This is a genomic window from Streptomyces xiaopingdaonensis (genome assembly GCF_000262345.1).
GTDB lineage: Bacteria > Actinomycetota > Actinomycetes > Streptomycetales > Streptomycetaceae > Streptomyces > Streptomyces xiaopingdaonensis.
On sequence record NZ_AJTQ01000374.1, the window covers coordinates 17,948 to 38,081 of the forward strand.

General features: G+C 72.7%; 18 protein-coding genes and 2 pseudogenes. 2 read left to right on the forward strand and 18 right to left on the reverse strand.

The window, feature by feature from the left end:
- Positions 1 to 697: 697 nt before the first annotated feature.
- The 4 genes and pseudogenes from UWG_RS0128915 to UWG_RS0128925 all read right to left on the reverse strand — a co-directional run bounded on the left by UWG_RS0128915 (position 698) and on the right by UWG_RS0128925 (position 2,902).
- Entirely contained in the window at positions 698 to 1,507 is an 810-nt protein-coding gene (locus UWG_RS0128915; RefSeq protein WP_033196434.1) for an SAM-dependent methyltransferase, read from the reverse strand.
- Between the two features lie 58 nt (positions 1,508 to 1,565).
- Positions 1,566 to 1,685: pseudogene (locus UWG_RS34370) on the reverse strand (SAM-dependent methyltransferase); the annotation flags it as partial.
- Positions 1,684 to 1,992: pseudogene (locus UWG_RS32500) on the reverse strand (SAM-dependent methyltransferase); the annotation flags it as partial. The pseudogenes UWG_RS34370 and UWG_RS32500, both read right to left, overlap by 2 nt.
- Positions 1,993 to 2,026: 34 nt before the next feature.
- Positions 2,027 to 2,902, reverse strand: coding sequence for a helix-turn-helix domain-containing protein (locus UWG_RS0128925; protein ID WP_016910687.1), 876 nt, complete (start codon positions 2,900 to 2,902; stop codon positions 2,027 to 2,029).
- A gap of 443 nt (positions 2,903 to 3,345) precedes the next feature.
- On the opposite strand from UWG_RS0128925, the gene UWG_RS0128930 reads away from it, so the two are divergent.
- Positions 3,346 to 3,903, forward strand: a complete 558-nt coding sequence (locus UWG_RS0128930; protein WP_016910688.1) for a MarR family winged helix-turn-helix transcriptional regulator — start codon at positions 3,346 to 3,348, stop codon at positions 3,901 to 3,903.
- A gap of 136 nt (positions 3,904 to 4,039) precedes the next feature.
- Here UWG_RS0128930 and UWG_RS0128935 read toward each other — a convergent pair whose 3' ends face one another.
- The 12 genes from UWG_RS0128935 to UWG_RS0128990 form a co-directional block, all read right to left on the reverse strand.
- Positions 4,040 to 5,083 (reverse strand): aromatic ring-hydroxylating oxygenase subunit alpha, encoded by a 1,044-nt coding sequence (locus UWG_RS0128935; RefSeq protein WP_016910689.1) that lies wholly within the window; start codon positions 5,081 to 5,083, stop codon positions 4,040 to 4,042.
- Positions 5,080 to 5,319, reverse strand: coding sequence for a recombinase-like helix-turn-helix domain-containing protein (locus UWG_RS0128940; protein ID WP_016910690.1), 240 nt, complete (start codon positions 5,317 to 5,319; stop codon positions 5,080 to 5,082). Before UWG_RS0128940 ends, UWG_RS0128935 begins: the two co-directional genes overlap by 4 nt.
- A gap of 65 nt (positions 5,320 to 5,384) precedes the next feature.
- The gene (locus UWG_RS0128945) at positions 5,385 to 6,341 is read right to left on the reverse strand and encodes a PDR/VanB family oxidoreductase (protein ID WP_016910691.1); all 957 of its coding nucleotides are present in this window, start codon (positions 6,339 to 6,341) and stop codon (positions 5,385 to 5,387) included.
- Between the two features lie 11 nt (positions 6,342 to 6,352).
- Positions 6,353 to 7,993 carry a thiamine pyrophosphate-binding protein gene (locus UWG_RS0128950; protein WP_016910692.1) on the reverse strand — a complete coding sequence of 547 codons (1,641 nt, stop codon included), beginning with the start codon at positions 7,991 to 7,993 and terminating at the stop codon, positions 6,353 to 6,355.
- Positions 7,994 to 8,029: 36 nt separating this feature from the next.
- Positions 8,030 to 8,818, reverse strand: a complete 789-nt coding sequence (locus UWG_RS0128955) for an SDR family oxidoreductase (RefSeq protein WP_016910693.1) — start codon at positions 8,816 to 8,818, stop codon at positions 8,030 to 8,032.
- A 47-nt stretch (positions 8,819 to 8,865) separates the two neighbouring features.
- Positions 8,866 to 9,615: an SDR family oxidoreductase gene (locus tag UWG_RS0128960; RefSeq protein ID WP_016910694.1), complete on the reverse strand. Its 750-nt coding sequence runs from the start codon at positions 9,613 to 9,615 to the stop codon at positions 8,866 to 8,868.
- Entirely contained in the window at positions 9,615 to 10,136 is a 522-nt protein-coding gene (locus UWG_RS0128965; protein ID WP_016910695.1) for a cupin domain-containing protein, read from the reverse strand. Before UWG_RS0128965 ends, UWG_RS0128960 begins: the two co-directional genes overlap by 1 nt.
- A gap of 46 nt (positions 10,137 to 10,182) precedes the next feature.
- Positions 10,183 to 11,034, reverse strand: coding sequence for an alpha/beta fold hydrolase (locus UWG_RS0128970; protein ID WP_078495768.1), 852 nt, complete (start codon positions 11,032 to 11,034; stop codon positions 10,183 to 10,185).
- Positions 11,035 to 11,054: 20 nt separating this feature from the next.
- Entirely contained in the window at positions 11,055 to 11,885 is an 831-nt protein-coding gene (locus UWG_RS0128975; RefSeq protein WP_016910697.1) for an aspartate dehydrogenase domain-containing protein, read from the reverse strand.
- Positions 11,882 to 12,853, reverse strand: a complete 972-nt coding sequence (locus UWG_RS0128980; RefSeq protein ID WP_016910698.1) for a VOC family protein — start codon at positions 12,851 to 12,853, stop codon at positions 11,882 to 11,884. The genes UWG_RS0128975 and UWG_RS0128980 overlap by 4 nt, the downstream gene beginning before the upstream one ends.
- Positions 12,854 to 12,905: 52 nt before the next feature.
- Positions 12,906 to 14,393, reverse strand: coding sequence for an aldehyde dehydrogenase (locus tag UWG_RS0128985; protein WP_016910699.1), 1,488 nt, complete (start codon positions 14,391 to 14,393; stop codon positions 12,906 to 12,908).
- Positions 14,394 to 15,123: 730 nt separating this feature from the next.
- Positions 15,124 to 15,960 carry a MurR/RpiR family transcriptional regulator gene (locus tag UWG_RS0128990; RefSeq protein WP_016910700.1) on the reverse strand — a complete coding sequence of 279 codons (837 nt, stop codon included), beginning with the start codon at positions 15,958 to 15,960 and terminating at the stop codon, positions 15,124 to 15,126.
- 146 nt (positions 15,961 to 16,106) lie between these two features.
- On the opposite strand from UWG_RS0128990, the gene UWG_RS0128995 reads away from it, so the two are divergent.
- Entirely contained in the window at positions 16,107 to 16,550 is a 444-nt protein-coding gene (locus tag UWG_RS0128995; RefSeq protein WP_016910701.1) for a hypothetical protein, read from the forward strand.
- A gap of 369 nt (positions 16,551 to 16,919) precedes the next feature.
- On the opposite strand, the gene UWG_RS0129000 is transcribed toward UWG_RS0128995, so the two are convergent.
- Both UWG_RS0129000 and UWG_RS0129005 read right to left on the reverse strand, forming a co-directional pair.
- The gene (locus UWG_RS0129000) at positions 16,920 to 18,083 is read right to left on the reverse strand and encodes a DUF819 family protein (RefSeq protein WP_016910702.1); all 1,164 of its coding nucleotides are present in this window, start codon (positions 18,081 to 18,083) and stop codon (positions 16,920 to 16,922) included.
- 310 nt (positions 18,084 to 18,393) lie between these two features.
- A complete protein-coding gene (locus UWG_RS0129005; RefSeq protein ID WP_016910703.1) occupies positions 18,394 to 19,785 on the reverse strand; it encodes a cystathionine beta-synthase in 1,392 nt (463 codons plus the stop codon).
- Positions 19,786 to 20,134: the final 349 nt, after the last annotated feature.

The window sequence follows — 20,134 nt, forward strand, 5'->3', positions numbered from 1 at the left end:
GGTATACGGGTTTTCGCCGGGCCTTTCGATAGCAGGAGACCGCCTTCCGCAGGTCGAACCGCCGGTGATGCCCCCGATACCGGACTGATACGTGCCCCTGCCAACGTTGCGGCGTTCGCGGGCGCGAGGGTGCCGCCTAAGGAGAAGGCAGGCGGCCAGCCCCCCCTCACGCCCCGAGCCACCGCTCGCCCCGGCCCATCCGCCAGGGACCGGTGCGTGCGGGATGTCGGGGTCTGCCGTTGAGCGGCGGTCGGACCCCGCAGCCGCGGCGGCCCACGCCCCCCGCCCCATAGGGCCGCCGCGGCATATCAAGGCTGCTGGAGAGCGTTTGTACGACTGTTGAGGCGAGGACCGCCGAAGCCTGGTCCCCGCCGGACGCCTCTCCCGCATATCGGCCGCGCATCTTCCGTTGGGTCCGACAGCCGTCACACGCCGCACCTCGCGTACGAGCTGGGAGGCCGGGAGCCGGGGAGTTGGCCGCCGCCGGCTGCGAAACCGCGCTCATGAAGCGGAAGCGAGCAACGCCGACCGTCAAACGCCGCGGAGCCGGCGGCCAGTTGCGTCGCCGGGCCGCGACGATGAAGGCCGGTGAAGCTGCCGAGGTCGTGGGCCGGGACGGCACCCGGCCGAGCCGCATCCTGCGCGAGACGTACCGTCCGCCGCGCTCCGTCCCAACGCCCGTGCGCGCGGGGGCGGTTCACCGCTTCCGCGCCACCGCCCCGTACAGCGACACCTCGGCGTCGCTCAACTCCACAGGCCCCTCGGGGCGCCATTGGTGTGCGAGGACGAGGCCCGGGTCGAGGACGTCCAGGCCGTCGAGAAAACGCGCGATCTCCGGGTGCGAGCGGGTGCGGGCCGAGGTGCCGCCCTTGCGGTAGACCTCCTCGCTGCGCCGGGACTCCTCCGGGAGGAAGTCGGAGGTGCCGTGGCTGAGGACCAGGTGGCTGCCGGAGGGGAGCCGGTCGAGGAGGCCGCCGAGGAGCCCGGCGGGGTCGGCGTCGTCGGGGACGAAGTGCAGGATCGCGACGAGGGAGAGGGCGACGGGCTGCGTGAGGTCGAGGACCTCGTGGACGCGGGGGTCGTCGAGGACGGCGTCCGTCAGCACGTCGGCTTCTATGTACGCGGTGCGCCCCGCGGGGTCGCCGCTGAGCAGGACGTCGGCGTACTCCAGCACCATCGGGTCGTTGTCGACGTAGACGACGCGGCAGGCCGGGTCGACCTCCTGGACCACCTGGTGCAGGTTCGGCTCCGTCGGGATGCCCGTGCCGATGTCGAGGAACTGCCGCAGCCCCGCGTCGCGGGCGAGGGTGCGTACGGCGCGGTGCATGAAGGCGCGGTTCTGGCGGGCAACGGTCCGCATGAAGGGGAAGGAGGCGAGCACCTGTTCCGCCGCTTCCCGGTCGGCGGCGAACCAGTCCTTGCCGCCCAGGTAGTAGTCGTACATCCGGGCCGAGTGCGGACGGCTGGTGTCGATCCCGTCGGCGGGGCGGGAAGCGGGGGATGACAAGGTTTCTCCTCCTCGTGCGTACGGGCGTGCGGGCGCAGGCACCTCGGGGCTTGCGCGCCGCCCCGGCGTAGACGGCGGCCTCGGAGCCCCGGCGCTCCGGCGGGACTTCGGGGCGCCAGCGGTGGGCGACGACGACACCGGGGTCGAGGAGGTCGAGGCCGTCGAAGAAGCGCTCGATCTCGGTGGACGACGCGGCTCTCGGGCGCCTCGGCCTGCGCGACCTGGTGCAGGTTCGGCTTCGTCGGGATGCCGGAGCCGATGTCGAGGAACTGCCGCACGCCGTACTCCCGCGCCGGGTACCGCGTCGCGCGCTGCATGAAGGCGCGGTTCTCGCGGGCGGGGGTGCGGAAGCGGGGGAAGACCGCGAGGCCCTTCTCCGCCATCGCGCGGTCGGCCTCGCACCAGTCCTCGCCGCCGAGGCAGTAGTCGTACATCCGGGCCGGGTGCGGGCGGCTCGTGTCGAGGTGCTCGTCTGCGGGCTGCATGCGCGGCCCTCCGGTCGTCGCGGCTAAGTGCGGGTCACGCCTCGTATTCCTTGCGTAGCTGGTGGAGGTAGGAGTGGAGGTCGGGGATCCGGCGGTGGGCGAGGCGCGAGATGCGCATGTGCGCCTCGAGGTGCGTGGTGACGTCGCCGTGCTGGTCGAGGTAGGCGGCGCCGGTGAGGCCCTCGGTGTAGACGATGTCCTGGAGCTCGGGGGCCTCGAAGCGGAAGTAGGTGAAGTGGCCGCCCGCGCCGGGGTGCGGGCCCGCGGAGAACGGGAGGACACGGAGTGTGAGGTCGGGGCGGTCGAGGGAGTCCAGCAGGTGGTCGATCTGGCCGCGCATCACCTCGGGCCCGCCGACGACACGGCGCAGCGCCGCCTCCTCCAGCACCACCCAGATCGACGGCGCCTCCTCCTTCTCCATTATCGCCTGGCGCCGCAACCGCACCTCGACGCGCTCCTCCAGCTCGTCGTCGGTGTCCCCGGGGAAGCCGGCGCGCATGACGGCGCGGGCGTACTCGCGGGTCTGCAACAGCCCGGTGACGTAGTGCGGTTCGTAGAGGCGGATGAGCGCCGCGCCCGTCTCCAGGCTGACGTACGCGCCGAACCAGGAGGGCAGCGCGTGGCGAAAGGGGTGCCACCAGCCGGGCTCGCGCGCCGTCTCCGCGAGGGAGAGGAACTCCTCGACCTCCGGCTGCGGGACCTCGTAGAGCCGCAGCAACTCCCTTACGTAGAGCGCCTTGAGTCCGACCTGCGCGTTCTCGATGCGCCGCACGGTCAGCTCGGAGGTGCCCAGCGCCCTCGCGGCCTGCTTGAGCGTGACCTTGCGCTGCGTCCGGATCTCCTGGAGCCGTCTGGCCAGGATGATCCGCAGAACCGTGGGCGTACTGGGCCCGCCCGACAGCTCGCTCACTTCGGAACCTCCCACCCAGGGGTACCTGAACTACGGCGCATCGTCGGAGAGTTGGCCGGACGGTGCAGCGTGACGGCGGTGAAATTATCAGACGTACACGCTCGGCGCTAACCCATCACCAAGAGTGACCACGACACGCGCCCCGGCCGCGCCCTCGTCGTCACGCACCGTACCTCGGTTCCGCCGCTCCGTTGCCCTCCGCGACCGGAGGCGAGCCTCCCGGCCGCCCTCCGCCGGGACCAACAGCCCCCGCGGGAAAGCGCGGGAACCGGCGGTGACCGGTAACGCCCCACCTCAGCCGCGGAGTTGGCCCCGGCCGAGCCCCGTGCCTTTCGGGCACACCTGCCCGCCGCGGGCCAGGGCAGGGAACGCTCAGGGCTAAGATTTCCACAGCGCGCAGACTCGACCGAGCCGCAGGAAGAACACGGAGGGGGAGGCCCTCGATGGCGCAGAGGAAGCCCGCCCACGAACAGGACGCCGTGGCGTCCTTCGTGGAGGACTGGAACCGGGAACGTCCCGAGCTGGACACCGCGCCGCTGGAGGTCTTCGCCCGCCTGCACCGCGTCTTCCTCCGGTACCAGTCGCAGATCTCGAAACCCATGGAGGGGCACGGCATCTCGATGGCCGGCTTCGACGTGCTCACGGCGCTCCGCCGCGCCGGCGCCCCGTACAGCCGCACCGCGGGCGAGCTGGCCCGCTCGGGCCTGATCAGCTCCGCAGGCGTCACGCTCCGTATCGACCGTCTGGAGAAGGACGGCCTCATCGTCCGGGAGCGCGATCCGGAGGACCGCCGCGTCGTCCACTCCCGGCTGAGCGAGCAGGGGATCGAGCAGATCGACGCGCTCTTCAACGAGCACCTGGAGAACGAGCGCCGGATGCTCGCCGGCATGACGCCCGCCGAGTGCCGCCAACTGGCCAAACTACTGGGCAAGTTGGAGCGCTCGGTGGCGGCGGCACAGGAGGCGGACGAGGAGGAGGGCGAGGAGACGGCCGGGGAGTGACGCGGGCGCGCGCCGGGCCGCGCCCGCGGTGCGGTGCGCGGGCGCGGCCCGGCGCGCGGACGGCCGGAACCGGTGCGCCGCCACCCCTCGTTCACCCTCGTCGCGGTGTCCGGCGCCCGTCCCCGGCCGCGGCGGCTCATCCCGCGTGGAGCGCGGCCGCCTGCTTCTCGGCCTCGGCGCGGTACAGCCTCCGCAGCCGTACGACGCCGAGGTCGTGCTGGTAGAGGTTCTCGCGCTGGTCGGCGTCGGCCGGCATGTCCTCCAGCATGAGGCGGTCCTGTTCCAGCACCTCCCAGTGACGCTCCTCGATGACCTGCTTGTAGAGGAACCTCCAGCTGTCGCGCTCCCACCCCTGCACCCGCCGGTACCGCCAGAAGAAGACGCTGCTGCGCTCCGCGTCGACGGGGCAGACCATGCCGATGATCCCGAACGGGCCGCCGGGGCCCGCGGAGGGCGGATAGGGGATGGAGAGGTCCACCCAGTCGACGCCGGTCCGGCAGAGCTCGACCCAGTCGAAGTTGACGCCGGTCTGGTCGGTCTTCTCGAAGAAGTAGCCGCGGTCGGTCTCGCGGATGCGGAACTTCGCGGTGGTGTCCCCCTCGAACATGGAGTGGGATTCGCGGTGCAGGAACGAGCCGTGCATCGGGTCGAGGAGGTTCTCCAGGTCGAACCGCCAGGTGGAGTTCCACTCGGCGTAGGAGAGGAACCGGTCGACCTCCGGGTCCTCCAACTGCTCGGGGAGCGCCAACTCGCAGGGTTCCGGGTGCTGTTCGTCGCCGAAGTAGGCGAGGACCGCGCCGGCGACCTCGCGGACGGGCGGGTTCGGTACGAGCTGCTTTCCCTCCAGGTTGCAGCCGGGCAGCCCGGGCACGGAGGTGACGGTGCCCGTGCCGTCCACCTCGACGCCGTGGTACCAGCAGGAGATGCGGTCGCCGAGGTGCTTCCCGAGGGACAGGCGGGCGCCGCGGTGCGGGCAGCGGTCGGCGAGCATGTGCAGGGTGCCGTCGCCGCGCCTGAAGAGCAGCCACTGCTCGCCGAGGACGGTCACGCGGCGCATCCCGCCGGGGCGCACGAAGTGCGAGGGCACCACCGGGTGCCACTGGTTGCGCAGGCCGGTCGCGTAGATGTGGTCCGCTGTCGCCTGCTCGCTTCCGTGTTTGGTGCCGATCACGCGTCTCACGCTCCCAGTCGGTGGATCTCGGTACGGAACGACTCCTCGGTCCACGGCCGCCCGTCGGGCGCGTGGACGAGGCGGCTGTTGAGGCCGTCGACGACGGTGGCGAGGTCGTGCCCGTCCTGGGTGTAGACCTCCTCCAGGGTGGCGGCGAGCTTCAGTTCGTACGGTGTCGGATCGGTGTCGCGGGTCTGGTGCGGCTCCAGGTAGGGCCAGGCCCGGTCCTGCGGGTTGTTGCTCACGGTTCCTCCAACTGTGGGTGAGCACAGGGGCGTTGGCGCCGCCCGGACGGGCCGGCGCGGGGTTGCTAGAGGTCGAGGACGAGCCGCCGCGAGGCGCACCGCGAGACGCAGATCATCATCGTCCGGCTCTCGGCGTGCTCGGCGTCGCTGAGCAGCCAGTCCCGGTGCTCCGGGTCGCCTCCGAGTACGCGCGTCTCGCAGGTGCCGCAGATGCCGTCGCGGCAGGAGCTCGGCACGTCGACGCCGGCCTGCTCGACGGCCTGGAGGATGCTCGTCTCCTCGTCGACGGCGACGGTGATTCCAGAGCGGCTGCACTCCACCTCGAACGCCGAGCCCGCTGCGGCGGGTCGGGGCTCGGGCGCCGCGAACCGCTCGAACCGCAGGCGGTCCTCGCACCCGATCGCGGCGCACTTCTCGCGGGCCGCCGACAGGAGCGGTTCGGGGCCGCAGCAGTAGACGAGCGCGTCCGCCGGCAGGTCGGCGAGGGCCGCGTCGAGGTCGATGTGGCCCAGCTCGTCCTGCGGGGTGAACGTCACCCGGCCCGACTGCCCTGCGAGCGTTTCCAGTTCGGCCCCGAACGCCATCGAGGCGCGGGTGCGGCCCCCGTGCACGAGGCTCCAGCGCCTACCGGTGCGCACCGCCTCGCGCACCATGGCGACGAGCGGCGTGACACCGATGCCGCCGGCGACGAAGCGGTACTCGGCGGCCTCCTCCAGCGCGAAATTGTTCCTCGGTCCCACCGTCCGCACCGTGTCGCCGGGTCGCAGCCTGGTGTGGACGTAGCGCGAACCGCCGCGCGAGGACACCTCGTTGAGGACGCCGACGCGGTAGTGCGACGGGTCCTGCGCGTCCGAGCAGAGCGAGTACTGCCGCAGGTGGCCGCCGAGGTGCAGGTCGAGGTGGGCGCCCGGCTGCCAGGCGGGCAGCGGCTTGCCTTCGGGGTGGACCAGCTCGACGGAGAGGACACCCTCGGCCTCCCAGGTCAACCGGCGTACGAGCAGGTCGAGTTCGGGTTCGTTCACGGTTCGCTTCCTTACCTGGTCGGCAGCTTGACCGGCGGGGTGAAGGGGGTCTTCATCGGGCCGAGCGCAGCGAGGTCCACCTCGACGAGGGAGGGGCCGCCGGCCGCCGTCGCCTCCGCGAGGACGCCTGCCGCCTCGTCCTCCGCCGCGATCCGCGCGTACGGCAGACCGCATGCCTCGGCGAGCCGGCGGAAGTCGGGGGTCGCGAGGTCGACGCCCGAGCGGCGGTCGAAGTACCGGTCCTGCATGTTGCGCAGCACGCCGTAGCCGCCGTCGTTGAAGACGAGGACGGTGAGCCGGGCGCCCGTCTGCGCGAGGGTGAGCAGTTCGCCGAGGTGGACGGCGAGTCCGCCGTCCCCGACGAGCGCCACCGCGGGCTCCTCGGGCCGCGAGAGCGCCGCGCCGATCGCCATGCCGAGGCCCTGGCCGATGCCTCCCCCGCGGGGGAAGACGTTGGCGCGCGGGTCGTGGATCGGCAGCAGCCGGTTGCCCCAGCTCGACGAGGGGATGGTGACGTCACGCGCGACGACGGCGCCGCGCGGCAGCGCGGCGGCGAGCGCGTCGCAGACGGCGGCCTGCGGCCCGATGCCTTCGCGCAGCTCGGCGCGGACGCGCCGGCGCACGGCGGCGACTCGCGCGGGCCACTCGGTCTCGGTCGCCGAACCCGTCGTGCTCAGCCGCGCGTTGAGGGCGCCGAGGACGTCCGCCGCGTGCCCGTGGAGCGGGTGTCCCGTCGGGTACGCGCGGCCGAGCGCCTCGGCGTCGGCGTCGATCTGGAGGTGCTGCTCGGGGAGGGAAAGGCTGTAGTCGGCCGTCTCGTTGGAGCGGAAGTGCGTGCCGACGCTGAGCAACACGTCGCATTCGGCGAGGAGTTCGCGTCCTCCGGCGGAGGTGGCGAAGTTGCCGACGACGCGCCCGTCGTCCTCGGGTACGGCGCCGCGGCCGGAGTTGGAGGTGAGGAGTCCCGCACCGGTGGCGTCGAGGAGGGCCGCGAGTTCGTCCCGCGCCCGGGTGGCTCCGCCTCCCGCCCAGATCAGCGGGCGTCGCGCCGCGGCCAGCACGGCGGCGGCGGCGTCGATTCGGGCGTCCGTCGGCATCGGGCGCGCATGCGCGGGCGGGGCGGCGCCGTCGTCGGTCTGCTCGGCGTACTGGAGGTCGATCGGCCACTCGACGCTCGCGGGGCCGCCCGGTGCGGCGAGCGCCTCGTGGGCCGCCGTCCGCAGGATGCGGCCGGCCGACGCCGTGTCCGGCACCGTCGCCGCGTACGCGGAGACGGCGTCGAGCATGCCGAGTTGGTCCTTGGTCTCGTGGATGTAGCCGCGCCCGCGGCCGAGGTGCCCGCTGTCGATCTGCCCGGTGACGTGGAGCACCGCCGTGCCCGCGCTGAGCGCCTCGACGAGCGCGCCCGCCGCGTTGCCCGCACCGGTGCCGGTCGAGGTGAGCGCGCAGCCGAGGGTGCCGCGGGCCCGCCCGTACGCGTCGGCGGCGTTGACGGCGCTCGCCTCGTGGCGCACGGGGACGAACCGCAGCTCCCTGTCGACCGCTTCGACGAGCGGCAGGTTGTGGACGCTGACGATGCCGAAGACGGTGTCGACGCCGAGCGCGCGCAGCGTCGCGACGAGCAGGTCGCCGCCGTTCCTGTGGTTGAACACTTCTTCTCCGAGGGGAGTTCGAGGGGTGGGCGTCGCTCAGCCGACGGAGCGGCCCACCCCGCCGCAGACGTCGAGGCTGGTGCCCGTGGTGTAGGAGGCGCGCGGGGAGAGGAGGGAGACGACGGCGTAGGCGACCTCCTCGGCGCGGCCGAGCCGCCCGAGGGCGACGCCGCGGTCGGCCGCGAGCTCCGCCTGCCACTCGTCGTAGCTCAACGGGCTTCCGGAGTCCGCGTAGCGGCGCGTCCACTGGCCGGTGTCGATGAGGCCGAGGCAGACGGAGTTGACCCGCACTCCGTCCGAAGCGAGTTCCCTGGAGAGCGACTTGGAAAGGTTGAGGATGCCGGCCCGCGCGGCCGAGGTGGTGATGAGCCGCGTCTCCGGCTGCTTGGCGAGGACGGCGTTGATGTTGACGACGGCGGCCGCGTCGGAGCGACGCAGCAGCGGCAGCGCCGCGTTGAGCGGGTTGAGGACGCCGGAGAACTTCAGGTCCAGTTCGTCGCGCCAGTCCTCGGGGGTGGCCTCGGCGAACGGCTTCATCCGCGACGAGCCCGCGTTGTTGACGAGCCCGTCGAGCCCGCCGAACTCCTCGGCCGCACGCTGCGTGAACTGCTGCACCGCGGCCTCGTCGCGCACGTCGCACACCTGCGTGTACAACCGTCCGCCCTCGCCGGCGAGTTGACTCGCCGCCTCGGCGAGCCGCTCGGCGTCGCGCCCGCAGGTGGCGACATCGGCGCCCTCGGCGAGCAGGGCGCGCACCGTGGCGAGGCCGACGCCCGAACTGCCGCCGGTCACGAGGTAGGCGCGCCCGGAGAGGCCGAGGTCCATATCGAACTCCTGTGGTCGTCGACGCGTCGGCCGTGCCGGGCGGCGCGTCAGTGCATGGTGAACCCGCCGTTGACGGCGAGGACTTGGCCGGTGAGGTAGCCGGACTCGGGCCCGAGGAGGAAGGCGATGAGGCCGACGAGGTCCTCCGGCTGCTGCGGACGGGAGATCGCCCGGTTGAGGCGGTACAGCTCGTGCCGCTCCGCCGGGACGGTCTCGGTCGCCTCGCACTCGGTGAGCCCCGGCGCGACGGCGTTGACCGTGATGCCCGCGTCCCCCGTCTCGCGCGCCATCGCGCGGGTGAGGGAGATGACGGCGCCCTTGGCCGCGACGTAGTGCGCGAGCCGCGGGGAGCCGTAAAGGGCCGCGTCGGAGGCGAGGTTGACGATCCTGCCGCCGCCCGCCGCTCTCAACTGCGCGAGCAGCGCCCGCGACACGAGCCAGGGTCCGCGCGCGTTCACGGCCATCAGCCGGTCCCACTCGGCGACGTCGATCTCGTGGAACTGCTTGCCGCCCACCCCGTTGGCGAGCGCCGCGTTGTTCACGACGGCGTGCAACGGGCCCAACCGACCGACGGCGGCGGCGAGTCCGGCCACCGACTCCGGGTCGGCGACGTCGCACCGCACGAAGTGCGCTGCGGCGCCCCGCCCACGGAGCCGCGCCGCCGCGGACTCGCCCCGCTCGGCGTCGAGTTCGGCGACGACGACACGGTGTCCTTCGTCACCGGCGCGCTCCGCCACGGCGTAACCGAGGCCGCGTCCCGCGCCGGTGACGACGACCGTCCGTGGTGTGCGCTCCATCAGTCGCGGGTGACGCCGTGCATCGGCGAGTGCTCGGGGTACGTCGGCACCTGGGGCTTCCGGGTGCCGATGACGACGCAGAAGAGCGCGTCGGTCTCGCCCTCGTTCTTGAGGCTGCGCGCCACCCCGGCCGGAACGACGATCATGTCGCGGTAGCCGAGCGTGCGGTACTCCGCCTCCTGAGAGCCGCGGTGGATGCCCACCCGCACCTCGCCCTCCAGGACGAAGAACGCCTCTTCGACGTCGTGGTGGGTGTGCTCGGGGCCCTCGGCGCCGGGCGGCAGCAGCATGTTGGAGAAGGTGAAGCCGCCCGAGGGCAGGATGTGGTTGTCGCCGTCGTGGTTGCCGGTGGCGCCGGAGCCGACGTAGCGGATCTGGGCGCGGCGGTACTGCTCGCCGGCCTTCGCCTGGAAGGCGAGGGTGTCCCAGTCGGGCTCGCGCGAGTCCTTGGTGGCGATGAGTCCGTCGGTGTACTCGGCGAGGTCGCCGCCGTTCTCGTACTCGGTGGTGGTGATGGGCACGGGGTGCTCCTTCTCTCTCGTCGGTCGGTTGCTCGGGGCGGTCTGCTCAGGGGCCGGTTTCGGGCTCCGGCATCCCGCTGAACTCGGGGATCAGTGCCGCGATCCGCAAGTGGGAGAGGACCCAGTCGTTGAAGGCTCGGGGCCGCTCCTGGTTGGCGAGGTGTCCTGCGCCGTTGACGACGACGTAGGCGGACTTGTGGACGGCGCCCGCGATCCGCTGGCTCGCCCCGAGACCCGTGACCCGGTCCTCGGAGCCGCACAGCACCAGCACGGGCACGGTGAGCGCGCCGATCTCGCCGGCGAGGTCGGTCGCCGCCATCGACTCCGCCGCGTACGCGTAGCCGGGCAGCCGGACCGACTCGGCCATGGTGTCGACGACGTGCCGCACCAGCTCGGCCGGAGCCGCGTCGGAGAGCAGCCGGGGCGCGCGCTGCTCGGCGAAGGCCCTCGGACCCAACTCTTCGAGCTGCGCAGCTCGTTGACGCATCCCCTCGGCCTTCTCCGGCTCCGCCCCGGAGCCGACGGAACTGTCCGCGACGACCAGTCCGTCGACCAACTCCGGGTGGCGCAGGGCGAGTCGCTGGGCCACGACGCCGCCCCAGGAGACCCCGAGGACGTGCGCCGAGTCCGCCCGCGAGGCGATGAGCGCCGCCGCGGTGTCGGCGAACCCGTCGAGGTCCAGGGGGACTCGGGGGTCGGCGGAGCGTGCGTAGCCGGGAGCATCCCAGGCGAGTACGCGCATCCGGTCGCCGAACGCCTCCAACTGCGGTGCGAACGAGGCCGAGGAGGAGCCGATGCCGTGCAGGCAGAGCAGCAGCGGGCCTTCGTCGCCCGCCTCCTCCAGGTGGAGCCCCGCGATGTCGTAGGGCGCGTCGCTCCGCGCCGCCGATCCGTCCAACGTGCCGTCCTCCTCCGCGTTCACAGGACCCGCCCCCCGCCGCCCGCGAGCACTCCGAGGCTGCGCAGCACGGCGTACGGGACGACGCTGCTCGTCGCGGGGTTGCCGCGGTCGGGTTCGTGCTCCATCTCGAAGCGGTAGCGGCCCATCGGGCCCGTCGCCTCGATGACGTGCCTCGTGCGCACCGCACCCGGGTCGGCGACGACGCGCACCCGCACCCGCTCCGGATCGCCCACGGCGACGGCGACGGTCGCGGCCACGTTGGTCGACTTGGGGAACTTCGCCGGCACGTCGAGCGCCGTGCCGCGCATCAGCTCGACGGGGCCCGTCGCGTCGTCGAGCCGTGCGGTCAACTCCGCGTCCATCCAGGACTGTCGGAGGGTTCCGGGAAGCTTCGTCGTGGTCAGCTCGAGGTGCTCCAGCGGGCCGAGCGCCGTCACCGCCTGGAGCAGGTCGAGTCCGCCGACGGCGCCCGCGGTGAAGTGCACGCGCCCGGGCCCGGCCCGCCGCAGCCGCTCGGTGAGCGCGCGGTCCGTCAGCGCGCCCGTGGAGACGACGAGCAGATCGGCGCCCGAGCGCAGGACGCGCTCGCCCCATTCGCGGACCACGGCCTGCCCCGCCGCCTCGACCAGCAGGTCGCACTCGTCCAGCGCCTCGGCGAACGGGAGTTGGGGCACCGGGAGCGTCTCGCCGCGCGGCCGGTTGTCGACGACGCAGGCCAACTCCGCGCCGGGCACCTCCCCTTCGGAGAGCCCCCGGCCCACCACCCGTCCGATGGCGCCCCAGCCGATGAGCCCCACGCGCCGCACACCGGCCCGCCCGACGTCCTCGGCGGCCTCCGGCGCGCTCATGCCCGCACCCCCGAACGCCCGCCGAGCGCCGACGGTTCGACGCCGTCCGCGAGCGGCCCCGGGTCGGGAGAGCCCGCCATGTGCGAGCGGATCTCGGGCGACGGCGGTCCCGCCGTGCCCCACAGGTCGGAGAGCTCGGGCGTGCGCCGCCAGACGCGGCAGATCCAGGTGTCCTCGACGATCTGCGCGACGTCCGAGGTGTATTCGCAGACGAGCCCCGACGGGTCGGTGAAGTACGAGAACGTGTTGTTGCCCGGACCGTGCCGCCCCGGGCCCCACTTCGGCACCACGCCGTGGTGGCGGAGGCGTCCGAGGCCGCGCATGAAGTGGTCGACCGAACTCATCTCGTACGCCACGTGGTTGAGCGACGCCCACTCCGCCTGGTTGAAGGCGATGGAGTGGTGGTCGGCGTTGCACCTCAGGAACGCCATCTGGTGCTCGGACCAGTCCGAGACGCGCATCCCGAGGACGTCGCGGTAGAAGGCGACGGAGGCGTCGATGTCGGCCGTGTTGAGGACGGTGTGCGTGACGCCGACGGGCAGCGCCTCCTCGCGCCCGCGGGGCGGAACGGCCCAGGTCTCGGCGCTCAGTTCGACGAGCCGGCCCTCCGGGTCGGCGAACCGCAACCCGTACCCGCCGCCCACCTGGTCGAGCGGTCCGGGCTCGGTCACCGGGACGATGCCGCGCGAAAGGAGGCGCCGCGCGGCCTCGTCCACCTCGGCGGGCGTGGCGACGGCGAAGCTGAGCCGGCCGAGCGCGGTGCGGTCGGCCTCGGTGAGCTGGAGGACGTGGTGCTGCTCGTTGGTGCCGCGCAGCCAGCTCGCCCCCCGTTCGGCCTCGACGACCTCCAGGCCCCACACCTCCGAGTAGAAGTCGGCGGCGGCGCCGAACTGCGTGGTGCGCAGCTCGACGGAGCGCAGGGCGCGCAGCCGGGCCACCGGTGCGCTGGGTGCGGCGGGTTGCTCCATTGCTCTCTCCAACCTCGCGTTTCTCAGGGGCTCCTGGCTCGGCGGTCTCCTGCTACCGCGCCCAGGGGAGCGGCGATTCTCCGGTGCCCCAGTAGAGGGCCTTCTGGCGCTGGTAGGCCCGGACGGCGTCGCGGCCCTTGTCCCTGCCGAGGCCGCTCTCCTTCATGCCGCCGAACGGCGTGGCGATGCTGAACTGCTTGTAGGTGTTGATCCACACCGTCCCCGCCTCCATCCGGCGGGCCACCCGCCACGCTCTCCGCGCGTCTCGCGTCCACAGGCCGCAGGCGAGGCCGTACACGGTGTCGTTGGCCTGCGCGACGAGGTCGTCCTCGCCGTCGAAGGGGAGGGCGACGAGGACGGGCCCGAAGATCTCCTCCTGGCAGGTGCGGGACGAGTTGGGGAGGCCGTCGAGGACGGTCGGCAGGTAGTACGCGCCGTCCTCGTACCGCGGCCCCTCCGGGACACCGCCGCCGCAGAGCACCCTGGCCCCCTCCGAGCGCGCGAGGTCGACGTACGCGGCGACCGCGTCCCGGTGCCTGCGGTGCACGAGCGGGGCGACCTGCGTCGCAGGGTCGGTGCCCGGGCCGATCCGCAACTTCCGGGTGCGCTCGACGAGTTCGCCGAGGAACTCGTCGTAGAGCGACCGCGCGACGAAGAGCCGCGAACCGGCCACGCACGCCTGCCCGGACGAGGAGAAGATGCCGTACTCCACGCCGGCGAGGGCCTGTTCGACGTCGGCGTCGTCGAAGACGACGGTCGGCGACTTGCCGCCGAGTTCCAACGTCACCGGCATGACCTTCTCCGCCGCCGCGTGTCCGATGGCCCGCCCGGTGCGGGTGCCGCCGGTGAACGACACCTTCCCCACCCGCGGATGCCGCACGAGCGCGTCGCCGATGACGCGGCCGGGCCCGGGGAGGACCGAGACCAGCCCGGCCGGGAGGCCCTGTTCGGCGAGCGCGGTGGTGATGAGGCGCCCCAGCGCGAGCGAGACGAGCGGCGTCCATTCGGCGGGCTTGAGGACGACGGCGTTCCCCGCCGCGAGTGCCGGCGCGATCTTCTGCGCGTCGCTGGCGATCGGGGAGTTCCACGGGGTGATGGCGCCGACGACGCCGTAGGGCTCGTAGACGTTCATCGTCAGGTAGGCCCCGCGGGAGGGCGTCACCTCGGCCTCGGCGGTCTCGACCGCAGAGCCCATGTAGCGGAAGGTGCCCGCCGCGCTGTGCACGAGGGCACCGGTCTCGGCGAGGGTCTTGCCGGTGTCGGCGGTCTGGAGCGCGGCGAGGCGGGCCGCGTTCTCCTCGACGAGGTCGCCGATGCGGCGGAGCAACGCGGCCCGCTGGTGCGGGAGTTGGTCGCGCCATGCGGGTTCGGCCGCGGCGCGGGCGCCGCCCTCGGCCGCCTCCTCGATCTGCGCGGCGGTCGCGGCGTGGACGGTGGTGAGGACGCGGCCGTCGGACGGGTCGACCGTCTCGATCGGCGCCCCTGCTCCGCGCCGCCACTCCCCCGCGATGAGCACTTCGTCCGCGGGGAGCTGCACCATCGTTGGCCTCCTGCCGGCCGGTCGCCGGGCCGTGTGCGGCCCGTTGTCGAGCAAGTGCCAAAAATCTAAGGGCTTAGATAGTTTTCGTGCAAGCCCCCTCGGAGGAAAACTTCCGCAGCTCGACACAGCGGGGACCTGCGACGCAGCGGCGAACCGAGGGCGGGATCCCCGTCGTTGGGGTGCTCGGGACGCCTGCCGCCGGACGGTGGGCCGGGCCGGCGGGGCCGGAACGCCCCGGGACGCGGGCGGACCGGGCGGTCCGGGGGCTGTTCTGGTCGAGGACGCGGCGCCGAGAGTGCACAGCGCCCTCGACGGCCATTCCGGGAGCGGCGGTCGGACGTACCGGACAGCGCTCGGCGTCGGCCTCCTCGCTCCGGCGGCCGATCCCCTCGCGCGCGAGCGCGGCCGGCGCCGGAGGTGCCGTTGCGCGGAGCGGCCTCGGAAGAAGCGGGACGCAACCCCGCTGGTCGGGCGCCTAGCTGTCGACGGCTGTCGAACCGGGGCGGGAGAGCAACTGCCAACCAGGCCGGACCGGGACCTGGTTCACCGCGCACCGACCTCGCGGCTCACGGCTGCCCGCAAGTGACCGGAACCCGATCACTGCCCAACCGACGTGCCACTCACCGCGGTTCGCCGCACACCCGCCCGCGTGGGATCACCGACGACCGGCGCCCAGCGGTCGTACGGAAACCACCGACGACAACCGGAGCCGGCCGGCACGTGTGCCCCGTCACTCCGCGAAGAGCCCCCGCTCCGCCGCGCTGGCGTCGAACTCTTCCAACCGCGCCTGAGCGTCGGGGAGTTCGTCGCACATCGCCTCCAGCAGCACCCGGCCGAGGAGCATCGGGCCGCACGCGGTGTCGAAGGAGAGGCCCGTGCCGACGTCCGCCGGGAGCAGCAGATCGTCCGGGTGCGCGACGGGCGCGAAGGCGCTGTCCGCGACCGTGACGATCCGCAGCCCCGCGCTCCGCGCGTGCTCCAACGCGCCCACCACCTCCACCGGATGGCGCGGCAGCGCGAAGCACAGCAGCGCACCGGCGCCGGCCCGGACGCTCGCGTCGAGCCGGTCGCGGAGCATCGAGCCGCCCTCGGTGAGCGGCCGGACGTCGGGGTGGACCTTGGCCGCGAAGTAGGAGAAGCCGCTCGCCTGCGCGGCGGCGGCACGCAGCCCGAGCACGGGCAGCGGCCGCGAGCCGGCGAGGAGCCGCGCCGCGCGCACCACGGGCGCCGGCTCGGCGAGGAGTGCGGCGAGACGGCGGAGGTTGGCGATCTCGGCCTGCACCGCCTGCTGGTACTCGCCGAGCGGAGCCCCCTCGTCCGCCTCGGCTCCCGCCGGCGCCGACTCGCGGAGGTAGCGGCGGAGCGCCGGGTAGCCGTCGAAGCCGAGCGCCACGGCGAAGCGGGTCACGGACGGCTGGCTGACGCCGGCGAGTTCGGCGAGCTCGACGCTGGAGAGGAACGGCGCCTCGGCCGCGCGGCGCACCAGGCTGTGCGCGATACGGCGCTGCGTCGGGGTCAGCCTGCGCCCCTCGAAGAGCCGCTGCAGCCGCGCGCTCGGGCTCGCCATCCCGTCTCTCCTCCCGTGCCTCAGCGGCCCGCGCCGCAGGCCGTCCCGCCGACTCTACGGGCGCCGGCGCGCGCCGTCTCCAGCCAGCCCCGATCCGGGGGCTAGCCCCACTGCGCCCCCGGGGCCGGCGCCGTACCGTACCCGGCATGAACGCTGGCGATTCCGACCTGAAGCGCGACATCGACGCCGCCATCGGGACCCGCAAGGAGCTGGGCCCCGAGTACGAGACGGCCCTCGTCGAGTCCTTCCTGGAAAAGATGGAGGAGCGGTTCGACTCCGTCGTCGACAAGCGCGTGCGGCGGCAGTTGGCCGAGCAGCAGATGGTCGTCGCCCGCGGCGACACGCGCCCGCGCCGCACCCAGCAGCACTCGTCCGGACTCCCCGACGGCCTCGGCGCACGGCTCGGCCTCGCCGTCGTCTCCCTCGTCCTCGCCATACCACTCTCCGCGATCGCGGCGGTCAACGCGGGACTCGCCGGGCTCCTCACCTGCTGGGGCGGCATCGTCGCCGTCAACGCGGTACAGGCGAGCCGCTCGTGGTTCCCACCGCCCGAGACCCGACGCAAGGACCGCGGCGGCGACGGGGGTTGAGTCAGCGGGCCCGGAGCGCTCCGCGGAAGCCCACCGATTCGCACAACAAGGCGGGGACCGCCGCACCCCGGTACGCGTAGTACCGGGGGCGGGACGACGACGGCCCCCGCCGGACGCGCACCGGGTCAGGACCGGCCGCGCCTGGGCGTCGGTGGAGGTCCGGGAGCCGCTCCGGAGGTCCGCTGACGCCGATGGACTCCACTCTGGGGTATGCGTGTTAACCGGGGTTTTCGGCGTGGTGACAGTCGGATTGGGGCAGCCGATCCGGCGTGACGGACGGCGTCCCCCGGCGGCTGCGCAGGCTCCGAGCGCAGAGTCCCGTGCCCCGCGCGAGCTGTGGAGAGGTGCGGCCGTGCGGTGTCCTCCGCCTCAGAGCGCCGACAGGATCTGGACGGTCGTCAGCCCGGTGAACGTACCGATGAAGGAACCCATCAGGGCGAACAGCACGCCGACCGGCACGAGTTGGCGGTTGAACGCGCTGGCCACCACGGGGGCCGAGGCGATGCCTCCGACGTTGGCGGTGCTGGCCACGGCCAGGCTGAACAGCTCGACGCGGGCGAGCTTCGCGTACGCCGCCAGGATGCCGAGGTGCACCAGCAGAACCACCACGCCCGCGGCCAGATAGAGCGGCGCCTCGGTGAGCGAACTGAAATCGGACTCGGAGGCGATGATGCCGACGATGACGTACAGCATCACCACTGCGAGCTCGGAGGAGCCGGCGGTCCTGCCGAGCGGCGTGGAGGCGATGACCAGCCCGAGCACGCTGACGAAGAGGATCGCCCAGGTGGTGCTGTTGACGACCGCGCCGAGTTCGGGCAGTTGACCGCCGAGCCAGGTCGCCAGGGCGGAGGCGAAGAGGCTGAAACCGATCAGAGCCATGAGCGACGCCAGGTCGATCGGGGCCTTCCGCGCCTCGTCCTTCTCCGTGTCGGCATCGGTCCGGGTGTCGAGGTAGGTGGTGTCGGCCCGCGTCCAGCGGTTGAAGCGGCCGGAGAAGCCGACGGAGCCGAACATCAACAGCAGCCACAGCGAATACAGAACCGTGTCCACGATGAGCACGTAGCCGAAGATCCGCTCCGGCGCGTGCACGATCCCCTGCACCGCCACCATGTTCGCGGACCCGCCCGTCCACGACCCGGCGAGCGCGCCCAGCGCCTTGTGCGCCTCGGGATGCAGCCAAGCCTTGAAGACCAGGTAGGTGACGACGAACCCGACGACGATGCCGAGCGACGCGACGAAGAACGTCAGCAGCAACTTGGGGCCGAGCTTGACGATCTGCCGCAGGTCGCACTGGAAGAGGAGCAGCAGGATCATCGCCGGCAGAAGGGCGTCCTGGACGGCGGTGCCGGTCGCCTCCACCGACTCGGAGTCGCCGAAGACACCGACGGTGTTCAACAGCGCCGCGCCCAGGTACAGCAGCACGAAACCCGGTACGTACCTGAAGACACGGTAGTTGCGCCGCTGCGTCAGATAGACGATGCACGCGGCCAGGGCCAGCAGGACGCCGAGGTAGAGAAAACCGTCGGTGATCATATGCGCGTGGCCACGACCGTTGCCGGGGCGGTTCCGACGGTGTCCGGAGCGTGCGAAGTGAGGTGGATCATCGGAGCATTGTGCACGCGTTGATCGCCTGTGTCAGTGGTCGCACGGCTCGCCTCCGCCTCGACGCAACACCCGAGGACCGCCGGCCGGCACGGACGCTTCCCCGTCACCGCGACCCCGGGCGGAGAAAGGAAACGGCCCCGCCTCGCGGACGGGGCCGCTCCTCTCGTCGGACGACACCCCCACCTCCGACCGTCGGAGGGCTGCGGCCCGACTCGGCCGACGCGGGCCGGGCCCTCCCTCAAGCCGTGACCGTCTCTCCCGCAAGGAACGCCAGCAGGTCCTGGCGGCTCACCACGCCGACGGGCTTTCCGCCGTCGAGGACGACGGCCGCGTCGGCGCGCTCCAGGACCGTCATCAGTTCCGCGACCGCCTCGCCCGAGCCGACGTGCGGCAGGGGGGCGCTCATGTGCTTCTCCAGGCGGTCGTCGAGCGACGCCCGCTGGGCGAACAGACCGTCGAGGAGTTCGCGTTCGACGACGGAGCCGATCACCTCGGCCGCCATCACGTCGGGGTGTCCGGCCCCGGGCTTGACCACAGGCATCTGCGAGACGCCGTACTCGCGCAGCACCTCGATCGCCTCGCCGACCGTCTCGTCGGGGTGCATGTGGACGAGCGAGGGCATCGGGCCCTCCTTGTGGCGGAGCACGTCGCCGACGCGGGCCGCGTGCTGGCCGCCGTCGAGGAAGCCGTAGTCGTTCATCCACTCGTCGTTGAAGATCTTGCTCAGGTAGCCGCGTCCGCCGTCGGGGAGGAGCACCACCACCACGTCGTCGGGCCCGAGGCCGCGCGCCACCTCCAGCGCGCCCATGACGGCCATGCCGCAGGAGCCGCCGACGAGGAGGCCCTCCTCCTTGGCGAGGCGGCGGGTCATCTGGAAGGAGTCCCGGTCCGAGACGGCGACGATGTCGTCGCAGACCTTGCGGTCGTAGGTGTCGGGCCAGAAATCCTCACCGACGCCCTCGACTAGGTACGGGCGCCCCGACCCGCCGGAGTAGACGGAGCCCTCGGGGTCGGCGCCGACGATCCGCACCGCGCCCTCGCTCGCCTCCTTGAGGTACCGGCCCGTCCCGCTGATCGTCCCGCCGGTGCCGATGCCGGCGACGAAGTGGGTGATCCGCCCCTCCGTCTGCTGCCACACCTCGGGGCCCGTCGTCTCGTAGTGGGAGCGGGGGTTGTCCGGGTTGCTGTACTGGTCGGGCTTCCAGGCGCCGGGCGTCTCGCGGACCAGGCGGTCGGAGACGTTGTAGTAGGAGTCCGGGTGACCGGGGTCGACCGCCGTCGGGCAGACGACCACCTCGGCGCCGTAGGCACGGAGCACGTTGATCTTGTCGGTCGAGACCTTGTCGGGGCAGACGAAGAGGCACCTGTACCCCTTGCGTTGGGCGACGATCGCCAGCCCGACTCCGGTGTTCCCCGAGGTCGGCTCGACGATGGTGCCGCCCGGCTGCAACTTCCCCGACGCCTCCGCCTCCTCGATCATCCGGACCGCGATGCGGTCCTTGACCGACCCTCCGGGGTTGAAGTACTCGATCTTGGCGAGGACGGTCGCCTCGATCCCTTCCGTGACTGAGTTCAGCTTGAGCAGCGGGGTGTTGCCGACAAGCTCGATCATCGAGTCGTGATACTGCACCGTGGTCTCCGTGCGTCTCGGGGCGGCACCGTCGCTCGCCCGTGGCGACACCGTATGAGAGGTGTTCGCTCCTTGGGTACTCCGCGTCGATCTTCTCCGTGCGGCACACGGCGGAGCACGGACGCCGTACGCGCACGCCGGCGCACCCGGACGCCAGGGGGACCGCGCCGGGAGGCGGGGCTCTCGCACGGACGTCCGGCGGAAGCGGCGCACGGTCGAGCTGAGGTGACGCGCGGGGCGAGCAACATGCGCACGGCTGAAGGGCGTTGCAGGATCGGCCTCACGGGGCAACACAGTCAGTGAGGGGCACGCGCGGAGCACCGCGCCCCCGCCCCGCGACCCTGGCTCC